General features: G+C 31.5%; 20 protein-coding genes and 1 pseudogene. All 21 read left to right on the top strand.

All coding sequences use genetic code 11. From position 1 onward, the window contains the following. The first annotated feature begins 4 nt into the window (after nucleotides 1-4). The 21 genes and pseudogenes from B2145_RS13860 (at nucleotide 5) to B2145_RS13765 (ending at nucleotide 22,559) form a co-directional block, all read left to right on the top strand. Complete coding sequence (locus B2145_RS13860; protein ID WP_291103380.1) at nucleotides 5-415, top strand: WxcM-like domain-containing protein; 411 nt, start codon at nucleotides 5-7, stop codon at nucleotides 413-415. Between the two features lie 2 nt (nucleotides 416-417). Next, the gene (gene wecB / locus B2145_RS13855) at nucleotides 418-1,536 is read left to right on the top strand and encodes a non-hydrolyzing UDP-N-acetylglucosamine 2-epimerase (protein ID WP_291103378.1); all 1,119 of its coding nucleotides are present in this window, start codon (nucleotides 418-420) and stop codon (nucleotides 1,534-1,536) included. 8 nt (nucleotides 1,537-1,544) lie between these two features. Continuing rightward, a complete protein-coding gene (locus B2145_RS13850; RefSeq protein WP_291103374.1) occupies nucleotides 1,545-2,408 on the top strand; it encodes a dTDP-4-dehydrorhamnose reductase family protein in 864 nt (287 codons plus the stop codon). Between the two features lie 9 nt (nucleotides 2,409-2,417). Beyond that, a complete protein-coding gene (locus B2145_RS13845) occupies nucleotides 2,418-3,311 on the top strand; it encodes a glycosyltransferase family 2 protein (RefSeq protein ID WP_291103372.1) in 894 nt (297 codons plus the stop codon). Between the two features lie 34 nt (nucleotides 3,312-3,345). Continuing rightward, on the top strand, nucleotides 3,346-4,659 hold the full coding sequence (locus tag B2145_RS13840; protein ID WP_291103369.1) for a flippase: 1,314 nt from the start codon (nucleotides 3,346-3,348) through the stop codon (nucleotides 4,657-4,659). 370 nt (nucleotides 4,660-5,029) lie between these two features. After that, the gene (locus B2145_RS13835) at nucleotides 5,030-6,076 is read left to right on the top strand and encodes a hypothetical protein (protein ID WP_291103366.1); all 1,047 of its coding nucleotides are present in this window, start codon (nucleotides 5,030-5,032) and stop codon (nucleotides 6,074-6,076) included. Nucleotides 6,077-6,096: 20 nt separating this feature from the next. Continuing rightward, nucleotides 6,097-7,236, top strand: a complete 1,140-nt coding sequence (locus B2145_RS17740; protein ID WP_414654619.1) for an EpsG family protein — start codon at nucleotides 6,097-6,099, stop codon at nucleotides 7,234-7,236. After that, nucleotides 7,233-8,276, top strand: a complete 1,044-nt coding sequence (locus B2145_RS13830; protein ID WP_291103363.1) for a glycosyltransferase family 4 protein — start codon at nucleotides 7,233-7,235, stop codon at nucleotides 8,274-8,276. The genes B2145_RS17740 and B2145_RS13830 overlap by 4 nt, the downstream gene beginning before the upstream one ends. Next, on the top strand, nucleotides 8,269-9,150 hold the full coding sequence (locus tag B2145_RS13825) for a glycosyltransferase family 2 protein (RefSeq protein ID WP_291103360.1): 882 nt from the start codon (nucleotides 8,269-8,271) through the stop codon (nucleotides 9,148-9,150). The genes B2145_RS13830 and B2145_RS13825 overlap by 8 nt, the downstream gene beginning before the upstream one ends. An 8-nt stretch (nucleotides 9,151-9,158) precedes the next feature. Further along, nucleotides 9,159-10,304, top strand: a complete 1,146-nt coding sequence (locus B2145_RS13820) for a right-handed parallel beta-helix repeat-containing protein (protein WP_291103357.1) — start codon at nucleotides 9,159-9,161, stop codon at nucleotides 10,302-10,304. An 87-nt stretch (nucleotides 10,305-10,391) separates the two neighbouring features. After that, nucleotides 10,392-11,447, top strand: coding sequence for a glycosyltransferase (locus B2145_RS13815; protein WP_291103354.1), 1,056 nt, complete (start codon nucleotides 10,392-10,394; stop codon nucleotides 11,445-11,447). Nucleotides 11,448-11,549: 102 nt separating this feature from the next. Continuing rightward, nucleotides 11,550-13,439, top strand: a complete 1,890-nt coding sequence (asnB, locus tag B2145_RS13810; RefSeq protein WP_291103352.1) for an asparagine synthase (glutamine-hydrolyzing) — start codon at nucleotides 11,550-11,552, stop codon at nucleotides 13,437-13,439. Next, complete coding sequence (locus B2145_RS13805; protein WP_291103350.1) at nucleotides 13,429-14,682, top strand: glycosyltransferase family 4 protein; 1,254 nt, start codon at nucleotides 13,429-13,431, stop codon at nucleotides 14,680-14,682. The genes asnB and B2145_RS13805 overlap by 11 nt, the downstream gene beginning before the upstream one ends. Next, nucleotides 14,675-15,292: a sugar transferase gene (locus B2145_RS13800; protein ID WP_291103347.1), complete on the top strand. Its 618-nt coding sequence runs from the start codon at nucleotides 14,675-14,677 to the stop codon at nucleotides 15,290-15,292. Before B2145_RS13805 ends, B2145_RS13800 begins: the two co-directional genes overlap by 8 nt. 63 nt (nucleotides 15,293-15,355) lie before the next feature. Continuing rightward, on the top strand, nucleotides 15,356-16,402 hold the full coding sequence (locus B2145_RS13795; RefSeq protein WP_291103345.1) for an ATP-grasp domain-containing protein: 1,047 nt from the start codon (nucleotides 15,356-15,358) through the stop codon (nucleotides 16,400-16,402). Between the two features lie 2 nt (nucleotides 16,403-16,404). Then, entirely contained in the window at nucleotides 16,405-17,214 is an 810-nt protein-coding gene (locus B2145_RS13790; protein ID WP_291103343.1) for an NAD-dependent epimerase/dehydratase family protein, read from the top strand. After that, the gene (locus B2145_RS13785) at nucleotides 17,211-17,870 is read left to right on the top strand and encodes a metallophosphoesterase family protein (RefSeq protein WP_291103340.1); all 660 of its coding nucleotides are present in this window, start codon (nucleotides 17,211-17,213) and stop codon (nucleotides 17,868-17,870) included. Before B2145_RS13790 ends, B2145_RS13785 begins: the two co-directional genes overlap by 4 nt. A 45-nt stretch (nucleotides 17,871-17,915) precedes the next feature. After that, the gene (locus B2145_RS13780; protein ID WP_291103337.1) at nucleotides 17,916-19,061 is read left to right on the top strand and encodes a DegT/DnrJ/EryC1/StrS family aminotransferase; all 1,146 of its coding nucleotides are present in this window, start codon (nucleotides 17,916-17,918) and stop codon (nucleotides 19,059-19,061) included. Nucleotides 19,062-19,113: 52 nt separating this feature from the next. Then, nucleotides 19,114-19,658: pseudogene (gene rfbC / locus B2145_RS13775) on the top strand (dTDP-4-dehydrorhamnose 3,5-epimerase). 224 nt (nucleotides 19,659-19,882) lie between these two features. Next, entirely contained in the window at nucleotides 19,883-21,079 is a 1,197-nt protein-coding gene (locus tag B2145_RS13770) for an ATP-binding protein (protein WP_291103334.1), read from the top strand. 442 nt (nucleotides 21,080-21,521) lie between these two features. Then, on the top strand, nucleotides 21,522-22,559 hold the full coding sequence (locus tag B2145_RS13765) for a Fic family protein (RefSeq protein ID WP_291103331.1): 1,038 nt from the start codon (nucleotides 21,522-21,524) through the stop codon (nucleotides 22,557-22,559). Nucleotides 22,560-22,627: the final 68 nt, after the last annotated feature.

The following is a 22,627-nucleotide window of genomic DNA, read 5'->3' as shown; positions in this document are numbered from 1 at the left end:
AAAAATGCTTACTACAATAATTGGAAATACTTTTGCAGATGAAAGAGGCACATTATCATTTAATAATGAACTGGATCTATCTGAGGTAAAACGCATTTATTTTATCGAGAATGCGGATTTATCAATACAAAGAGCATGGCAAGGCCATCAAATTGAAAAAAGATGGTTTATTGCCGTTAAAGGCAAATTTTTAATCAAATTAGTGAAAATTGATAATTTTGAATGTCCTTCTGGTGGTCTAGAAGTAAGGTCGTTTGAACTTGACTCTAAAACACTAGATGCCTTACTTGTTGAGGCGGGTTATGCTTCTTCTATCCAAGCTTTAGAAACGGATTCTAAATTGCTGGTTTTTTCCAATTATAAGATGGGAGAAGTAGCGGATAATTATAAATTTAATCCAACGCAATGGAAATAAATATGAAGAAATTAAAAGTAGCAACAATTTTAGGGACGCGCCCTGAAATTATACGTTTAGCTGAATGTATCAAAAAATGTGATATCTATTTTGAGCATGTTTTAATTCATACGGGCCAAAATTACGATTACGAATTAAACGAAATCTTTTTTGAAGATTTAGGTTTGAGAAAACCGGATTATTTTTTGAATGTTGCGGGAAATCATTTAGGAGAAACGATTGGAAACGTAATTTCAAAATCGTATGAAATTTTATCAAAAGAACTGCCCGATGCTTTATTAGTTTTAGGAGATACTAACAGCGTGTTGAGTACCATTGCCGCTAAACGGTTGAAAATTCCGATTTTCCATATGGAAGCAGGTAACCGTTGTTTTGACCAAAATGTACCTGAAGAAATTAATCGTAAGATTTCGGATCATATCAGTGATATTAATTTGACTTATACCGAGAATAGTCGTCGTTATTTATTAAGTGAAGGTTTCCGAAAAGACCATGTTTTTGTTACGGGGTCACCTTTAAAAGAAGTATTGCTAAAATATAACGATCAGATTTTAAATAGTGACGTTGTTTCCCGGTTGGATTTAAAAGATCAACACTATATTGTAGTGAGTGCACATCGTGAGGAAAATATTGATTTGGATAATCATTTTGAAATATTAGCGGAATCTTTAAATCAAGTAGCTGAAAAATATCAGCTGCCTGTCATTTTTTCTACACATCCCCGAACGAAGAATCGGATAGAAAAAAATAAAATTAAATTTCATCCGTTGATTTCCAATGTACCACCTTTAGGCTTTTTTGATTACGTTCAGTTGCAAAAAAATGCTTTTGTTGTGCTTTCGGATAGTGGAACAATTAGTGAAGAATCAGCGATGATGGGATTCCCGGCTGTCAGTATTCGAACAAGTACAGAAAGACCCGAGGCAATTGATGCGGGTACCATTGTTTTAGGAGGAATATCGACAGATCAAGTATTGAACGCTATTGAAATTGCAAGAGGTTTATTTGATGTAAATATCAAATTGCCAAAGGAATATGAAGTGACTAACACTTCTGCTCGTGTGATTAAAGCGATTCAGAGTTACACTTCAATTATTAATAAAGTAATTTGGGATAAATAGTTTATCAAATGAAAAAAATATTAGTAATAGGTGTTAAAGGTATGGCAGGTCACATGCTTTACAATTATTTTGATGAAAGTAAATTATATGATGTTTATGGTTTAGCCAGGAATATTGAAGCCAGTCCGCAATTATTTAATATAGATGTTTCAGACACAGCACAATTACGTTCTCTTTTCATAGAAAATCAATTTGATTATGTGGTTAATTGTATTGGAATTTTAAATAAAGATGCGGAAGATTATCCCTCAAAAGCCATTTGGTTTAATAGTTATTTCCCTCATTATTTAGAAGAAATTACAAAAGAAACACAGACTAAAGTAATTCACATTAGTACCGATTGTGTTTTTTCGGGTAAAGAAGGCGGATATACTGAAAATGACATCAAAAATGGAATTGGTTTCTATGCAAAGTCTAAAGCATTAGGAGAATTAACAAATACTAAAGATGTAACGATTCGCACTTCTATTATTGGGCCAGAATTGAATCAAAATGGGATAGGTTTATTTCATTGGTTTATGTCTCAATCTGATGAGGTGCGACTAAATGGGTTTACCAATGCTTTTTGGTCAGGCTTAACTACTTTAGAATTAGCAAAAGTGGTGCTGGAAATTATTCGCCAAAACGTCAGTGGATTAATTCAAGTAGCACCCTCTGCCAAGATTGATAAATATAATTTGATTTCTCTGTTTAATTCTATTTACAGAAATGGTAAAATGACAATTGAACCTAACGGGAATTACCACGTTGATAAAAGTCTAGTGAGTATTCGAACTGATTTTGAATATCAAGTACCTAATTATCAGGAAATGCTGGAAAGTCAAAGGGACTGGATTTTAAAACATTCGGGCGTTTATTCTCATTATTTATAAAATTTTATTATGATTTCTGTAGTGACTGCATATTTTAATCGCAGAAAGTTATTGATCCGTACTTTAGACAGTATGAATTCGAATTATGGTACGATTGATTTTGAATTTATAGTTGTTGATGACGGCAGTGAGGAAGAAGAGCGTTTGGAAGATTTGCAACAAATTTATCCATTTTTAAGAATTATTCGTTTAGAAAAATCAGACAAGTGGTATAGCAATCCTTGTATTCCATTTAATAGAGGTTTTGAAGCCGCAAAAGGAGATAAAATAATTCTTCAAAATCCAGAATGTTATCACTTTGATAATATACTGCAATATGTCGATACCCATCTAAATGCAAACGAATATTTAAGTTTCGGATGTTATTCCTTGGATAAAAAAAATACTGATGATGACCTATTATTTTTTGAAAGGGATCATGTAGCATCACTAATTGAAAATAATGCACATATTGTACAAACGGATGGTGGTTTAGGATGGTATAATCATTCTAGGTATCGTCCTAGTTCTTATCATTTTTGCACCGCAATGATGACCAGTGATTTGGTGGATTTAGGGGGTTTTGATCCAAGGTACGCTTTAGGTCATGGCTACGATGATGATGAATTTGTATTCAGGGTTCAACAAAAGCGAATGCATATCCAGTTTTTAGACACTATTAAAGTCATTCATCAAAACCATTATGTCAAACAAGTTTCTGTTGATGAACAAAAAGAAAAATATATAAACGAGAACGCCTCAAGAAATAAAAGTATTTTTAATAATATAACTAAAAATTCGTTAAATTATAGAGTTAATTTTCTAACTATAGGAAATCATCACCAAAATAATAAACAGTATGTTATTCCAGCTATTAGGAATTATTTTCTTAAAATTAAATATAAAATACAAAGAAAATTTTAGAATAATTTCTTACTAATGAATTTAATAAAAATAAATGGCGCCTTCTAAAAATAAAACTCTTCTAAAGAATATTACCTCTTTAGGTCTTGTTCAAGTAGTCAACTATATTTTTCCGTTAATAACCATACCTTATGTTTCAAGAATAATAGGTCCTGAAGGTTTTGGCGAAATAAATTATATTACAGCATTCGTTAGTTATTTTATTCTGCTAATAAGTTATGGTTTTGATTTTACGGCGACAAGAAAGATTGCAGTTGATCCCGACAATTTAGAGATGCGTTCTAAAGTTTTTTCTGAAGTCACTAGCGCCAGAATATTATTGTTTATTATATCAATGGCAGCTTTTATGATTTGTATTGGTGTCTTACCTCTTTTAAAAGGAAATCTAATGCTTTCCAGTATATTGTTTTTAAATGTCATTTCGGTTCTTTTGACTCCCCAATATGTATTCCAGGGTTTACAAAAATTACCTATTTTAAGTCTAGTGACTATACTAAAAGGTATTATAAATACAAGTTTAATTTTTCTTTTTGTGACAAAAAAGGATGATTTATTGTTATATGCCGGCATAGGTGTTTTTAGTAATTTTTTGATTAGTTTAATTTCTATTTTATATGTACTTTTTGTTATTAAAATTAAATTTAGTTTTTATTCTATAAAGCATTCTTTAAATATTTTAAATGAGGTTAGGTTGGTTTTCTTTTCTTCCATAGTTTTTTCGCTTTATACAACAACAAATATAATTGTTTTAGGACTTTTTTCAGAAGCTAAAACCATAGGTTATTATACGACTGCTGTCAGTTTTATAATGATTGTACAGGGAGTTGTTAATATCCCACTTTCATCATCATTGTATCCATATATTGGTAGGGCTTTTTCAGAAAGTCAAGAAAATGGTATAATCAAATTAAGAAAAATTGCACCTATAATTTTTTATTTTACTGCTGCAGTTTGTCTTGGAATTTTAATATTAGCTCCTTTTGTTATTTTTTTAATATATGGCAAAAGTTTTGAAGGCTCAATAATTACTGTCCAGATTTTAAGTTTTCTTCCTTTGATTTCTGCAATGAGCAATTTGATGGGTATTCAAACAATGCTTAATTTAAACATGGATAATTTGTTTTTAAAAATTACCAGTATTGCAGCTTGCTTTAGTATAGCATTAAATTTATTATTGTGTCATTATTTCAGTTACATAGGAACAACCATAAGTTATCTTTTTACAGAGCTATTAATTTGTTTTTCATTTTATGTTGTTTTAAGAAAAAAGGGTCTGTTTTTGTTTGAAAAAGATAATTTCAAATTTAACAACGTAATGTTACAGATTAAAAATTTAAAAAATATATAAGTTAAGTGCGCAAAGATATTTAACTTCTGTTTTTTAAATTTTAGAAGGATAACGAAAGAAAAGGTTAGTTAATTTAAATATTCAATAAAAAAAATTTGCATGCTCTATCTTATGTTTTACAAAAAAAAAATGACTAAATATTTTAGCTTTAAAGAAGGTAAAGTTTTCCAAAATCAAAATATTTTGAAAATCATTTAAAAAAAATTTTAGGTTCTGTCTCTGAGAAGAATGAAAACTTACATTGCAATTATCATCGAACGAATGGGCTAAGGGCAATCAAATGCAGTCCTATTTTAAATGAAGTAAAAACTCAATTAGAAGTTTTTAAAAAATGTTTGGAAGTAATAAATAATTTAGATGATTTTATTAAATGGATAAAAAATATTACATCGGACACACAGTAAGAAATCTTAACGATGGAGGTCAGTCAAGAAATAAAGCTTTTATGCAAGCATTTCTTGATAAAAATGCTTTATTAATGACTGTTTATGATTCCAATCCGTTACTTAGATTATTTTATGGACTGAAAGTTTTGGGGTTTATGTTGTTCTCAAAGAACAATCAAATTTTCATTCATCAAGGAACCCTGATAGTTTTGTTTCCCATTCCAATTATAAAATACACATGGGTAAGAAAACTTGTTTTTATATTGATTCAGCATATGGCCAATCGGAATGATGTCACTATTGAAGTTAACGATTTACCTTATGAGCAAGCCATAGATTTAGAACTGTTTGTTCAAGAAACCTATAAAGTTTTTCAAGATAAATTATATACTTTGAAGAATGTAAAATATGTATTTGCTTCTCATGAAATGGGTAAATATATTAAAGATAAATTTAAAGTAAACTATGAGGTAATAATCAATGGCTCAAATGAAGTAAAAGATTTTTCAAATTCAGAGGCGATGCATTATTGTTTCAGTTCATCTGAAACTAAGTTTATTTATGCGGGAGGTTTAAATAAAGGCAGGCAAATAGAGGCTTTAATTTCAAAGTTTAGCAATAGAAAAGAAATTTTAATTCTTATAGGCGAATGGGGTGAATGGCTTGATGATTACAATGTTTCAAATAACATATTCTATTTAGGTAAGTTTGATGAAGATTATGCTCATTACTTAACTTCTAAATGTGATGTTGGGATAATACCTTATGATGAATCAAGATTTTATTATAATATTTGTTATCCTACTAAGGCGTCTTTTTATATCACAGCAGGAATTCCATTTTTGTCGACTCCATTATTGGAATTAAAAAATGTTTTTGAAGAGAGTGGCGTGGCTTTTTTCGTTCCTTTCGATGATTGGAATGTATTTATAGATAATTTTGAGAAATCTAGATTATTAGAGATTAAAAGAAAAATAAATAATGAAAAATATAAGTTTTACTGGAAGGAGTTATTAAAGCAGGTTTTTTAAATATTAATTAAAAAAAGTAAATGTATTTTATTATTAGTTTTATTTTGTTTTTTTTGTCATACTTTGAATTCTATCTCAATAAGAAATATTTATTTAGAATCCTGCTTACTTTTGTAACAGGTGTTTTATTTTTTATTTTGTTGGGTTTTAATTCATTTTCGCCAGATCTGGATGCATATAAAATACATTATGAGGATATCGATCAGGAGTATATTAAATTAAATATTGAGCCATTTATATTTTATTTTATGACTTTATGCAAAAATATAGGATTGTCCTTTAAAGGATACCAATTGGTTTTCTCATTTTTGACATTTTCTTTATTTATATATTCTATATTCAAATACAGTCCGTTTCCCATATTTGTTTTTTTGAATTTTTTTTTCATCCCTTTCTTTCCAGATATTACCCAGGTTCGGTTTTTTTTGGGTTTTGCCTTTTTTATGTTTTCACTTCAATTTTTTAAATCCAAAAAATGGTTGTTTTATTTCCTGTTGCTTATTGCAATTCTATGTCATTTGTCATTAATGATTATAGTAATCTTTTTAATAATAAGAAAATTCAAATTTTTTAAAAGCCAATTTAAATCAAACATCATTATTATCTCAGGTACTTGTTTGTTGTTGCTCGTGCCAAAAAATATACTGGAGCCATTATTAATTTTATTAAATCCAAAATATTCAACCTATTTTAATCCTGATGCCGAAGGATTAGGGACTTTTATGGGGACATTGGCGCTATTTATTCCTTTTTTTATTCTTAATAATATAATACTATGGCACTATCATAATAAATATACTGAAGAAACGGTACCAACAAAATATGCTAAAAATGTCCCGTTATTTATTGAACTCGTCCAGTTTTTCAATTATATAATTTTATTTCAATATTTTATTCGTGATTTCTCGAGAATTACCCAAAATGGTCTAATTATAGCTTCAATTTATTTTTCGATTATTATATGTTCATTAATCCATGAAAAAAAAATATTGTCAGCAAAATTACTTGCCATTATTTTTTTAACCAGCACGATCATTATTTATTACATCCAGTTTTTAATGGTTAATAAGTTTCAATATTTTGAAGTAATAAACAAGACATATACCAGCAATTATTTATTTGATTCTTTAGCGGGACTTTTTAATTTTGAAAATTTATGAAAATTTTATTCTTAACAAAATATAACAGTGATGGAGCCTCGTCAAGATATAGAACGTATAATTATAAACCATATTTTGATAAAAAGGAGATACAATACTATTTCAAGCCTTTACTAGATAGTGATTATGTTTTGGATTTGTATAATAAAAAAAAGATAAAAACTTTAATTCAAAGCGTTTTTTCGGTTTTAAGAAGAATTGTTTTTTTATTATTTAATTCGAAACAGTATAATTTGATTATAATAGAAAAAGAACTATTCCCTAATCTGCCCTATTTTATAGAATCTTTTTTTCTAAAATCGAAATTGTATGCATTAGATTTTGATGATTATATTGCAACACAGTATAAAGAAAATAAAAATAAACGTTTTTTTTTAAAAAATAAGATTGACAAATTAGTTAGTGGGGCTAAGTTTGTAACGGTTGGTAATCATTGGTATTTTGAAGAATTTAAAAGCAATAATTTAATATTTTTGCCTACTGTTATTAATTTGGAAGATTATCCAAATGTGAAACAAAATTACCTAACCAAAGTGGTTACTATAGTTTGGATTGGTTCTCCTACAACTGTAAAATACCTGCAAATAGTGGTTCCTGCTTTGCAATGTTTAGCTAAAAAATATGCTATAAAATTGAAGGTAATTGGGGCTGCAATAGCTATCGAGGGTGTCGATGTGGAAATTGTAGATTGGAGTGCTCAAACCGAAGCAAAAGAATTGCTTTCGTCCGACATCGGTATTATGCCTTTGAGAGATACGTTGTGGGAAAAAGGGAAATGTGGTTTTAAGTTGATTCAATATATGGCCTGTGGTCTTCCAGTTGTAGCTTCACGGACACCTGCAAATGAAGAAATAGTTAAAAACGGAGTTAATGGGTTAATAGTTTACAATGAAAACGATTGGTACACTAAACTGGAAGAACTTATTTTGAATGAATCTCTGAGGGAGCGATTTGGTAAATCAGGCAGAAATAGAATAGAGTCAGATTATTCATATCAAGTTTGGGGTAATCGTTATGTAAATATGATTAATAATGCATAGAGTTGATATTTTATTGCCTACTTATAATGGAGCTGATTACATAGAGGCCCAAATTGATTCTATTTTGAGTCAAACACACTCCAATATAAGATTAATTATAAGAGATGACCAAAGTCAGGATCAAACCATTGCACTTATTGAAAAATATGCTGATAACGATTCAAGAGTTTTTATAATAAAAGAGAACGGACCTAACCTTGGATTGGTTAAATCCATAGAATATTTATTAAATGTTTCCGAAGCGCCGTTTATCATGTTCTCAGATCAGGACGACGTTTGGTTTCCGGATAAAGTAGCAATGTTTTTAAAAAAAGCTTTAGAAATAAATCAAAATATTCCAATGTTGATTCATTCGGATTGCTTTGTTGCAAATCAAAAATTAAAAATTTTGAAACGATTTATGGGTTCAAAAGCTTTTAATTATGGATTGAAAAACAGTTTGTTTCATTTTTACGTACAAGGTTCTTCAGCGATGATTAACAGTAAGTTAAAAGAGGAATCCTTGCCCTTTCCGAAAAATTTGTATTTGCATGATCGTTATTTGCATATTGTTTCCGAGATAAAGGGAATCAGGGTTTATATAGACAAGCCTTCGATGTTGTATCGGCAACATGACAAAAATTTGGTAGGAAGCCACTCAATTGTGAAAAAAGTTATCAGGAATCTCGATTGGAACCAAAAATTTTATTTAGCCAAGGATAGAGTTCTTATGTTGTCAATTTATGGGAATAAGTATCCTGAAAATGAGCTGCTTGGAATTTATTCTTCTATTACTGACGATGAAGTGAATAGGCTAAAAAAAATAATTTTAATTTTAAGAAATGGAATACCGCTGCGGATAAAAGAATTAATATTGTTAATATTTAAAAATTAGGAATCATTATGGGACATTTAATAAATTCGAAAAAGAAAATAGCGATAGGTGTGCTTGTCATTTCAGTTTTGTGCCTTAGTTTTTATAAAATAAATATGGTGGATTGGGTTTATATTAAAATTCCTGCGAAATTCGTTTCCCAATTTTCTGCTCGTTCAAAGAACTATTTTTACGATACTAAAAATGTTTATAAAATTCAGGATGGACTTCCCAAGAACTTTGTCAAAGATGGCTCTGTAGATTATACCGCTTATGTTCAAAATAGTCTAGATAATCATAGGAAGGTTCTGTTTCCTGACTTTCCAGTATTAATTAATGCCAAAGGCTTAACTATTTCCTCTAATTCCATAATTGTTTTCAATAAAAATTCTAAAATTAAATTAGTGCCCAATGATAAAGGTGATTATGAGATGCTTAGGATTCATGATGTTGAAAACGTTACCCTATACAATGCCAATGTCGAAGGGGATAGATACAAGCATATAGGAACAAAATGGGAGTGGGGTATGGGAATATCCATAAGAGGATCCAAAAACGTAAAATTGTTTAATTCTGTAGCAAAGTATTGCTGGGGTGATGGAATTTATCTGGGGATTACCGAGAAAAGTTCAAATAATGTGAACATTACAATTACTAATACATTGCTGGATGACAATAGAAGAAATGGGATGTCTATTATTACTGCAGAAAATTTGTGGGTAAATAATTTAGTAGTTGCCAATTCCCACGGAACTTCCCCCATGGCAGGAGTGGATATAGAGCCTGATGCCAATACTGATGTCATAAAAAATTTAAATTTTAATGGCATTACTTCATTTAATAATGCAACGCATGGTTTCTTGTTTGCACTTAATAATCTGGCAGGGACAATAAGCCATAATGAGGTTAACATAAAGGTCAGTAAATTTAATGCCATTTATGGAGAACTTGGAATGAGTTTTAAATTGGGTCAATCAAACATTGGCGCTAACGTTCCTAAGGGATTAATAACTATTGATAAACCGCAATTTTATAAATTGAAGCGTTCCAATTTTTTGTCATATGAGGGGAATGAGTTAAACCCTATTCAGGTAAAAATAAAAACAAATACAGTTGATTTTGAAAAGGCTAATGTGGCATTTAAGGGCGCTAAAAATATTTTGGTCACAAAATAAAGCAATCTCAAAAAGTGTATTATGGCATCCCCTAAAAAAGTAAATTAAAATTTTTAAATTTAAAGAGTAACATTTAGAATAGAAATAATGAAAATTTTATTTTTGCCAAAATATAACGAACTGGGACCCAGCAGCAGGTATAGAATATATCAATATTTAAACGCTTATGAAAAAGCCGGAATAGAAGTTGTTGCAGCTCCTTTGTTCGGGTCTAACTTTTTTACCAATAACAAAATAATTAAAATAAGCTTTACACTGTGTTATTATCTGAGGAGAGTTTTTAAACTATTGCAAGTTTATAAATACGATTTGATATACATAGAATATGAATTATTTCCGTATTTTCCTTCCATCTTCGAGAAATTATTTGGAGTTATTAACGTAAAATATATTGTTGATTATGATGATGCCATTTTTCATAACTACAATACATCCCGAAATTTTTTTATAAAATTATTTCTCTCCAATAAAATTGATAATGTTATAAAAGACGCTAACTATGTGGTGAGTGGAAGCCCTTATTTGACCAATTATATAAGTCGACTTAATGCCAATTGTATTGAAATTCCAACATCGGTATGCAAAGAAGTGTATCGCCAAAAAACTAAAAGCGAAACCAATGCTGTTTTTACAATAGGCTGGATAGGCTCAAGAACTACTAGTGTCAATGTGTTGAAACTTATTCCAGCATTTGAAGTCTTAAGCAAAAAAATGGAATTTCGATTGCACTTGATTGGTTTTGACCAGAATGAATCCAGCAAACTGGCACATTTGAATGTAAACTTCATCAATTGGGATTCTAAAACTGAAATTGAGGAAATATATAAATTTGATGTGGGAATAATGCCATTAGAAAATACGCCCTTCAATCAAGGAAAATGCGGTTTTAAATTAGTGCAGTACATGGGTTGCTCGCTGCCGACCATAGCTACACCTCTTGATGCTAATGTTAAAATTAACAGGAATAAAAAAAATCTTTATGCAATTACCAATGAAGACTGGGTAAGTGCCTTTGAAAAAGTGTATAATAATCAAGACTATTTCAGGGAGGTAGGGCTGGAAAATCATGATGCTTTTACAAAATATTATACCGTTGAAAGCAATAGTGGAACTTACATTACAGTTTTCAACAAATTAAAATAATAAACAAATGGAAGCCCCAAGAATGAGCTACTCCATTTTTTTTAATCTTTCCAGTAATCTTGTTTATCAAGAACAAATTGCTACAATAAATGGATGTAATGTATGTGTGGAATAAACGGATTCGTATCAAAAAGCTTTAAGGAAACGAAAATTATTGATGGTATTCTGGATAAAATGAATCACGAAATTATTCATCGTGGGCCGGATCAAGATGGTTTTTTTGCTGAAAGCAACCAAAATTTTTCAATCGGAATGGCAATGCGAAGATTGTCCATCATAGATTTATCTACGGGAAAGCAACCTATTTTTTCGGCAGATAACCAGAAAGTAATTGTTTTCAATGGCGAAATTTATAATTACAAACTATTAAAACAGGAACATCTAAGCGAATACAATTTTAAAACCAATTCCGATACGGAAGTAATTATTGCTTTGTATGAAAAATATGGAGTGGAATCCTTTGCCATGCTCGATGGCATGTTTGCTTTTAGTATTTATGATAAAAAACAGGATAAAATTATAATAGCCAGGGATTTCTTTGGTGAAAAACCGCTTTATTATACTAAAACCAATAATCGTTTTATATGGGCTTCCGAGTTAAAATCGCTTATAAAATCGCTTCCGATAAAACCAAAGGTCAATACTAAGAGTTTGAATCTTTTTTTGCAACTTACCTATATTCCTGCTCCTTATACTATATATGAAGATGTTCATAAATTAGAAGCCAATCATTACCTTGAATTTGATTGCTCCAGCTTTAGTTTTGAAATACATGAAATTAAACAAAATTTCAAAAAGTATGGAGCGCTTTCTAAGTCTGAAGCTGTTAAAACAACACATGATTTGGTTCAAGAAAGTGTAGTTTCTAGATCAATAGCAGACGTGCCTTTAGGGACTTTCTTGTCTGGAGGAGTCGATTCTTCAATTGTTTCTTTGTGTTTAGCACAACAGTCTAGCACAAAAATTGAAACGTTTTCTATAGGTTTTGATAAAAAATCTTTTGATGAAACCGATAAGTCCAGAGCAGTAGCCCAACTTATCCAAAGTAATCACCATGTATTTATTATTACCGAAAAAGACTTAACGGCTAATATTGATGAGATTATTTTAAATTTTGATGAACCTTTTGCTGATTCGTCCGCTTTAGCCAGTTATGTAGTTTCCAATAAAACGAAGGAGTTTGTGACAGTTGCTTTAACAGGAGATGGAGGAGACGAAGTTTTTGGGGGTTACAACAAATACTATATGGGCAGTTTGAATGATAAATATACAAAATTGATCCCTAAATCATTACACAATAGTTTGTCATCTGGAATTTGTAGTTTGTTAAATACAAATCAAGATAATAGAGGTATCCGTTTTAAAATTAATAGATTGTTAAAGTCAATAAATTATGAGGGAGATTTTTATTACAATATAATTTCATTAGGATTCCAAGAAAATGAAGTGAAAGAAGTTTTGAAACAAAATTTATACAATGAAAATCCATTGGCTTATTATAAAAATAAAATAGGAGATAAGAACAAAACTTTGACTGATTTTAGAAATATTGACCAAATTTTAAGTTTAGAAGGAGATATGTTAGTAAAAGTAGATAGAACTAGTATGTTAACATCCTTAGAGTGTCGCGCTCCTTTTTTGAATAAAGAAATCTGGAATTTCACAAGTCAATTGCCTGAAAATTTTCTAATAAATGATTGGGATAAAAAACATATTTTGAAAGAATCTTTTAAAGATTATTTTCCTAAAGATTTTTTGAATAAATCGAAGAAAGGTTTTGGAGTGCCAGTTGGTGATTGGTTAAGGGCGGATTTAAGAAATGAATTACTCTCTTATGTTGATAAAGCGTTCGTTGAAAAACAAAATATTTTTCATTTTGAAATAGTTTCCAAATTGGTAAACAATCATTTGCAGAGAAAAATCGATAATACTTTCCGAGTTTGGACATTCTTTTGTTTCCAAAAATGGTACAAGCAAACCTATGAAAAATAAGAAAAAACTTATTCGGATCACTACAATTCCTATTTCCTTAGAAAAACTTCTGGAAAATCAGTTGCGCTTTATGGGAAAATATTATGAGATAACTGCAGTTTCTTCGGATAAAACTTATTTAGAAAGTGTAGGAGTTTCTCAAGGAGTAGCAGTTTTTTATGTTGAAATGACGAGGCAAATTACACCTTTTAAGGATTTAAAAGCAGTGTGGGAATTGTATAATTACTTTAAAAAAGAAAAACCTTTTATTGTTCATACACATACCCCAAAGGCGGGAACGGTAGGGATGATTGCGGCTAAACTAGCTGGTGTGCCTTACAGATTGCATACCATAGCAGGGTTGCCATTATTGGAAGCTAAAGGAAATAAAAGACGGTTACTTGATGCCGTTGAGAAAATTACGTATGCTTGTGCTACTATGGTGTATCCTAACTCTAGAGGGTTAAAAAAAATTATTATAGAGCAACAATTTTGCAATTCAGAGAAATTAAAGGTAATAGGAAACGGCAGTTCCAATGGAATCAATACTGCCTATTTCAATCCGGAAATTTTTTTTGCTCAGGAAAACCAACTCTTAAAAACCAATATAGGAATTACTCCTGATGATTTTGTCTTCATTTTCGTAGGGCGTCTGGTAGGCGACAAAGGGATAAATGAATTGGTTGCCGCTTTTGAATTATTTTCTAATCCCGGCAGTTGTCACCCTGAGCGCAGTCGAAGGGCCTCTCTTCAGAGGGGTAAGGGGTGTGTTTTGCCTTTGAAGCAACAAATAGGATTAAATCCCCGACAAACTAAACTCTTGCTCGTCGGTCCTTTTGAATCCAAGCTAGATCCATTGCAAAAGGAAACTCTGGAAACAATTATTGACAATAAAAACATCATCTCCGTCGGTTTCCAGAAAGACGTTCGTCCCTATTTTGCCATAAGCGATTGTCTTGCTTTTCCTTCTTACCGCGAAGGCTTTCCCAACGTCGTTATGCAAGCGGGAGCTATGGGTTTACCCAGCATTGTGACCAATATCAATGGCTGCAACGAAATCATAATAGAGGGAGAAAACGGAGTCATCATTCCTGTCAAGGATACCGCAGCGGTTTATCAGGCAATGAAAAAAATGGTGGAAGACAACGCTTTAAGAAATTATTTACACCAAAATGCCCGTCCAATGATTGTTCGCCGCTACGAGCAAAGCGTGGTTTGGGAAGCGATTTTGGCAGAATATAAAAGATTGGAACACCATGTATAAGTCCTTTTTCAAGAGAAGTTTCGATTTTACAGGAGCAATTATAGGATTGTTGTTCCTGAGTCCGTTGTTATTCGTGGTAACTATTGCTTTGTATTTTGCCAATGAAGGCCAACCCTTTTTCTTGCAGCTGCGTCCCGGCAAGAGCGGACAATTGTTTAAGATAATCAAGTTCAAAACCATGAACGATAAGAAAGATATTAACGGGAATCTGTTATCCGATGCAATCCGATTGACAAAAATCGGTTCTTTTGTTCGTAAAACCTCCTTAGACGAAATCCCACAATTGATAAATGTAATCAAAGGGGATATGAGTCTAATAGGACCAAGACCATTACTCCCAGAATATTTAGCGTTCTACAATGCGGAGCAAGCAAGACGACATGAAGTGAAGCCTGGTATAACAGGTTGGGCACAGGTTAATGGCAGGAATGCCATTAGTTGGCAACAAAAGTTTGAGTATGATGTGTTTTATGTGGATAATATTTCTTTTAATTTAGATGCCAAGATTATTTTCAACACATTTAAAAAATTATTTTCGTCTAAGGAAATATCAGCAGATGGACATGCAACAATGCCTCGTTTTGATGATTTAGGCAATAATTTTAAATAGTATTATAAAATGCTTTTTTAAAGCAAATTTTTTAGATTATATCAAAAATAGATAAACAAAGAAATGAAAAAAAACATATTAGTAACCGGGGCAGGCGCTTTATTAGGGCAAGGAATTTTGAGATTATTGCAAATAGCAGATTTTTCAAAAAAAATTTACACAGCAGATCCAGACCCTCGTTCTACGGGACATTGGCTTGGTGATTACGCTATTACCATTCCAAAAGTAAATGAAAACAACTATATTGATTCCATAAGAAAAATTGTAGTTGATTATAATATTGATGCTATTTTAATTGGCACCGATGTTGAATTGCCTATTCTTTCAAAATATAAGGATGAATTTTTGAAAAAATATAATTGTAAAATAATTATTAGTAGCGAAGAGGTAATAAATATTGCCAACGATAAATTTTTGACAGCTGCCTTTCTTGAAAAAAATAATTTTCCATTTCCTTTTTCTGTGATGGCAAATGATAAAGAAAAATTGAATGAAATTGAGCGAAAATTAGGCTTTCCTTTATTTGCAAAACCTTTTGATGGTGCTCGTTCTCTTGGTATTAAAAAAATTGAAAACCATGAGGAATTAATGGAAATTTATCATCCTAATAGTAATTTAGTCGTGCAACAATTTTTATCTGAAACTCAAGGTGAATATACTTCGGGTTGTGTGGTTGTTAAAGGGGAATGCAAAGCAATTGTGACTCTTAAACGAGATTTGCGTGACGGTAATACTTATCGAGCTTATAGAGATGCTGAAACATCAAAATATGATAAATATATCATTCCGATTGCAGAAAAATTAAATCCGGATGGACCTGTCAATTTTCAGTTCAGAATTTTTAATGATAAACCAATTATTTTTGAAATAAATGGTAGATTTAGCGGAACAACTCCCTTGCGTCATTTTTTTGGATTTAATGAAGTTGAGGCATTATTAAAATACTATTTATTTGATGTTGAAATCGAAGTCCCAATTTTGCAAAATGGTATTGTGCTTAGAGCTTGGTCTGATTTGTTTATTGATGAAAATCAGTTTGAAAAACTGAATGATGAAAATAATCTAGAAAATCCTGATGCTGTGTTTTATAATTTTAATTTAACAAAATAGATATGAATTTAGCGGTAGTTGTAGGAGCAAATGGTTTTTTGGGAAGTGCAATTGTTAATGAACTTGTTAATATGAAAATTAAGGTTTTAGCCGTTTATAATACTCGTTTTGAAAATGTTAATAAAAGAGCTAAGCTAATAACTTCCGATGAACTTCTAATTTCTGATTTTCAGCCAGATTGTATATTTTATGTATCCGGTAACTACACAAATTCTCATAAGGAGTTATTGTCAATTAATAATACATTGTATAATTATTCTTTAAGGTTTACTGATTCTAAATTTGTTTATGTTTCAAGCACAAATGTTTATGGAGCCCATAATGAAACTATTTCAGAAAACACACCGTTTAATAATCCTAATAATTATGCTTTATCGAAACTTTCAGGAGAATTTATTGTTAGTGCATCGAAAAGCTATTCGATAGTTCGTTTAACTTATGTTTATGGGCCTGGTATAAACAATTACTCTTTTATTCCTCAAATAATAAAAAGCGCAAAAGAAACTAATCAAATAAATTTATTTGGAAACGGAGGCAGAATGCAAGATTATATTTATATTGATGACGCCGTGTCTTTTTGTATAAATGCAGCTCAAACGAAAAATAATTGGATTTTATTAGGAGCAACTGGGAAATCAATATCAAATAAAGAAGTTGCTGAAGAAATAGTAAAAACTATTGATTGTCAAATAGTTTATAAAGATGGAGATTTAGGGCAGTCTTTTAAATTTAATCCAGAAAAATCCCATAGTTTACTTAATTGGAGTCCTAAAGTTTCGTTTGAGGATGGAATAAAAATGATGATAGCATGAAAATAGCAATTTTTGGAGATGTACATGGCAATTTGATTGCGCTTGAAAAATTTTTCAAATTAGAAAAAGATACCACAGATTTGTTTATTTCACATGGTGACATAGTTAACTATGGACCGTGGTCTAATGAATGTGTTCAGTTTTTGAATGATCAGACTAATTGTAAAGTTCTCAAAGGAAATCACGAACAATTTTATTTAAAGGGAAATTATGGAGGAAACAATATAATAGCTAAAACTTTTTTTGAAAAATGTTTTGAAAATTTTAATGCAAATTTATTAGATATTATAAAAAAATATGATGAAAAGATAGTCATAGATGATTATACAATTCAACACACAATAAACGATTCTTACATTTTTTCGGATACAAAATTAGACGATATTGTACTTGATTCTAATTATATTATAGGACATTCTCACCAACAGTTTCAAAGAACTGTCGGCAATAAATTATTAATCAACACTGGAAGTATTGGTCAAAATCGACAGTATCTAAACCAGTCTTGCTACCTTAAGCTAGATACCAACACAAAAAAAATTACATTAAAATCCTTCCTGCATGATATTGATAAAGTGATAAATCAGATGAAAAGTGATAACTATCCCGAAATTTGTTTAGATTATTATTTGTCTAAACAAAAAGTTATTTTCTAAATTAATTGTTACCTAGATACAATACATAATAAATTATTAAATATCATGAATAATTCAAAAATATGGCTTTCTTCCCCACATATGGGCGGAAGCGAACAAAAATTTGTACAAGAAGCTTTTGATGCCAATTGGGTTGCACCACTGGGACCTAATGTCAATGGTTTAGAACTTGACTTAGAAAATTATTTAGGGAACCAATCCCATGTAGGCGCTTTGAGTTCCGGAACTGCAGCAATACATCTTGGTCTTATTTTATTGGGGGTGAAGGCGGGAGATGAAGTGATTTGCCAAAGCATGACTTTTTCGGCATCCGCCAATCCTATTTTATATCAGGGAGCAATTCCTATTTTTATTGACAGCGAACCCGAAACCTGGAATTTGTGTCCACTTGCGCTGGAAGAAGCCATTGTGGATCGGATTTCGAAAGGGAAGAAACCAAAAGCCATAATAGCAGTGCATTTATATGGCGTTCCTTATAAAGTGGACGAAATAAGGGCAGTTGCCAATAAATATGAAATTCCCATTCTGGAAGACAGTGCTGAGGCATTGGGGAGCAGTTATAGAGGACAAAAGTGTGGCACTTTTGGGGATATTGGGGTTTTGTCCTTTAACGGGAACAAAATCATCACCACTTCGGGAGGAGGAGCGATTATAACCAAAAGCAAAGTACTAAAAGATAAAGCCTTATTTTTTGCCACCCAGTCCAGGGACAATGCGCCCCATTACCAACATAGTGAAATCGGGTATAATTACAGAATGAGTAACATTTGCGCGGGTATTGGCCGTGGGCAAATGAAAGTATTAGATGACCATGTTGCCTTGCGCAGAAAGATGCACGAATTTTATGTGGAATTATTCAGAGACGTTGCTGGGGTTACCGTTTTTACGGTGCCTAACAACGATTATTTCGCCAATTACTGGCTGAGTGCCATTGTGGTCGAACCTAATGCAGTGAAAGGAATTAATAGAGAGGCCTTACGATTGGCTTTTGAAGCTGCTAATATTGAATGTCGTCCTTTGTGGAAACCGATGCATTTACAGCCTATTTTTGAGAAATATCCCTATTACGGAAATAAAGTTGCCGAAACCTTATTCGAAAATGGTTTGTGTCTGCCTTCGGGATCCAATCTTACGGATGAAGAGAGATTGAGGATTAGTGAGGTGATTCATGATTTTTTTACTACAGTATAAAATAATTTTTAATTGTATATTTTACTGTTATTGTATATCATTTTTTAATACTATGAATATAGCACCCACTTTTATAAAAGATTTGTACTTATTTCCCCTAGCGTTTTTGAAGATGCGAGGGGATATTTTTTTGAGGCTTATAACAAAAGCAAATTTAGCGATTTAGGGATTACTATTGATTTTGTTCAAGACAATAGTCTTTTTTGAAAAAAAGTGCTTTGAGAGGCTTGCATTACCAAAATCCGCCTTTTGCGCAAACGAAACTCGTTCGTGTACTTCAAGGAGAAATTATAGATGTTGCGGTTGATTTGCGAAAGGATTCGCCAACTTATGGGAAACACTTTTCCGTTCTTCTATCCGCCGAATTAAAAGCAATTGTTAGTTCCACAAGGGTTTGCTCATGGCTTCTCCGTTATTAGTGAAACTGCTGTGGTGTTGTATAAATGCGACCAATATTACAATAAACAAAGTGAAGGCGGTATTCGATTTGATGATGCCCAATTGAATATAGACTGGGGAATGGATTTGAAAGATGCGATTGTATCTGATAAAGATCTTATTTTACCTGATTTTGCTAGTTGTAATAGTGCGTTTTAAGCACTTTTATGGGTTGTGAGTTTGGGTTATCGGTTAGAATTTGTATACTTGAATATACAAAATAAGGTCTATTTTGTATAGCCGAATATACAGTTTTTGTTGTTTTTTTGTATAGTGCGATATATGAAAAACATTTTTTTTGTTAGATATAACGAACAATAATTGATTATTTTGTATTGTCTGTCGAACAAAAACAAGTATTTTTGTATTGTAAACAAAACAATATGGAAGAGTTAGTTGAGAAATTTCGTTTTAAATTAAGTCTTACTTCAACGGATTTTGTCAGGAGTTTGGGGAGTGATATTAATTGGAACGCAAGATTAATAGGGGTTAAAGGGGCAAGAGGTGTTGGGAAAACAACAATGCTCTTGCAGCATATTAAAATGAATCTAACGAAGGTGTTAGATAAGACATTGTATGTGTCTTTAGATTCAATTTGGTTTAGCAATAACACATTGGTCGATTTGGCGGATGATTTTGTGAAAAAAGGCGGTGAGTATCTTTTCTTAGATGAGGTACATAGATATGACAACTGGTCGCAGGAGTTGAAAAATATCTATGATGATTACCCGATGCTAAAAGTCGTGTTTACAGGGTCTTCTTTGTTGCAAATATTGAACGCTAGAGCTGATTTGAGTCGCAGGGCTATTACTTATACCATGCAAGGGCTTTCGTTTCGTGAATATCTTAGTATTGAAACTGGACAACATTTTGATAAATTGACTTTAGAGTCCATTTTGAGTAATCACTCAAAAGAATCGACTTTGATTAATGCCAAGGTAAAACCATTGCAATATTTTGATACTTATCTCAAGCAGGGATACTACCCTTTTTATAAAGAAGAATTAGATTTGTACGTGCCTCGTTTGGAAGCCGTTATTAATATGATGCTTGAAATTGAGTTGCCTTTGTTGCGAGGTTTGGATTTGGCTTATGTTCATAAAATAAAGCAATTATTGCTTATTATTTCCGAATCGGTACCTTTTATCCCTAATGTGAGTAAATTGAGTACGAAAATTGGAATTGCCAGGAGTACTTTGCTTTTGTATTTTCATTATTTGGCTGAAATTGGTCTTACGATCAACTTGTTTAAAGAGTCGGGTGGTATTAGTAAACTACAGAAACCGCTTAAGGTGTATTTGGAAAACTCAAATTTGATGTATGCTTTAACTTCGAGTGCTGCTAATACTGGAAATATAAGAGAAACATTTTTCGCAAATCAGCTCGGGTATACCCATAAAATCATGTATTCTGACAAGGGTGATTTTTTGATAAATGAGAAGTATGTTTTCGAAATAGGCGGAAAGGATAAATCCAGAAAACAAATTGAAGGTATTGAAAATTCCTTTATCGCCGCAGGCGATATTGAGTATGGCTTTCAGAACAAAATACCATTATGGTTGTTTGGCTTTTTGTATTAATCCTTACTTTTTGTAGTCAGAAATTTTTTAATTTAACCGCAAAACGCTTTGCTTGTTTTTAACCGCAAAGTTCACAAAGGTGTCACAAAGAACGCAAAGGGCTTAGAGTATTTTAAAGAAATATAATTTCGCTTAATTCCGAACACTGGCACAAACTTACCGAGAATTATGTAGTGAGTAATGAAAAAATTGTCGCGGCTGTGGGGAAATCGTTGCCTGTAGCTTCGAAAGAGGGTTTGTTTAGGACATTTGAGTCGTTTAAGGGAATAATTGTTTAATCGATTTAGCGAGAACAGATTGCCACGCTTCACTGCGTTACGCTCGCAATGACTGGTTTGTGATTAAAAAGATATTCAGCTCATTTTAGTTTGTTATTTGGCTCAAAAACATAATTTTTAAGCTGAATTATTTGTATTTTTGAGCCGAATGAATACTTTGTAGCATGAAGGAAGATAGAAATAGTGTTGTTTTAGAATTTATTAGAAATAATCCTAATTGTTCTTCGATGGATATTTATGAAAAAGCCAATACTTCTTTAGGTCTTGCTACCATAAAGCGAATTTTACAAAAAAACATAGGGTTAAAATATATAGAGGTTGTTGGGAAAGGTAAAAATACACGTTACAGCATTGGTTCTTATTTTCAGTTCTTATACCCGATTGACATAGATGATTATTTCAAAAAAGAGATCGATGAAAGAAATAGCAACACCGTTTTTAATTATCAGGTGTTTGAATTTTTCAAAAACAGCACTGTTTTTGAAAAGGAAGAGTTGGATAGTCTGGATGTTCTTCAAGATAAATTTACTAAAAACACGGAACATTTAACTGACCTGGAGTATCAGAGTGAGTTAGAGCGTTTGGCAATAGATTTGAGTTGGAAGTCATCGCAAATAGAAGGCAATACCTATTCATTATTAGAAACAGAGCGATTGTTGAAAGACAAAGAAACCGCTTCTGGAAAAACAAAAGAGGAAGCTATAATGCTTTTGAATCACAAAGAAGCTATTGATTTTATTGTAGCAAATCCGGATTATTTAGAAACACTAACGGTAGCAAAATTAGAAAGCGTACACAGTTTGTTGATAAAAGATTTGGGGGTAGATAAAAACATCCGAAAAAGAAGAGTTGGTATCACAGGAACAAATTATCGGCCTATCGATAATGAATTTCAAATACGAGAAGCCTTAGAAATGATGTGTGGAATTATAAATACCGAAACCAATGTTTTTATAAAATCCTTGTATGCACTTGTTTTGTTATCGTATATTCAGGCATTCAATGATGGAAATAAGCGAACTGCGAGAATTATAAGTAATGCTATTTTGTTAAGTAAAAAGTATTGTCCTATTTCTTTTAGAACAGTCGATACCCTAGTTTACAAAAAAGCAATGCTTGTTTTTTACGAACAGAACAATATATATCCTTTCAAAAAGATTTTTATAGAGCAATTTGATTTTGCTGTAAATAATTATTTTTGAAATGTTTAAAAGGTGTTTAATGCCATTGGTTAATATATTTTAATACAATCGTTCTGGTATAATGCCGC

Source organism: Flavobacterium sp. UBA5153, from assembly GCA_002413745.1.
In the GTDB taxonomy this organism is placed as follows: Bacteria; Bacteroidota; Bacteroidia; order Flavobacteriales; family Flavobacteriaceae; genus Flavobacterium.
The sequence above is the reverse complement of the archived record's forward strand: the minus strand, read 5'-3'. Positions and strand labels throughout refer to the sequence as shown.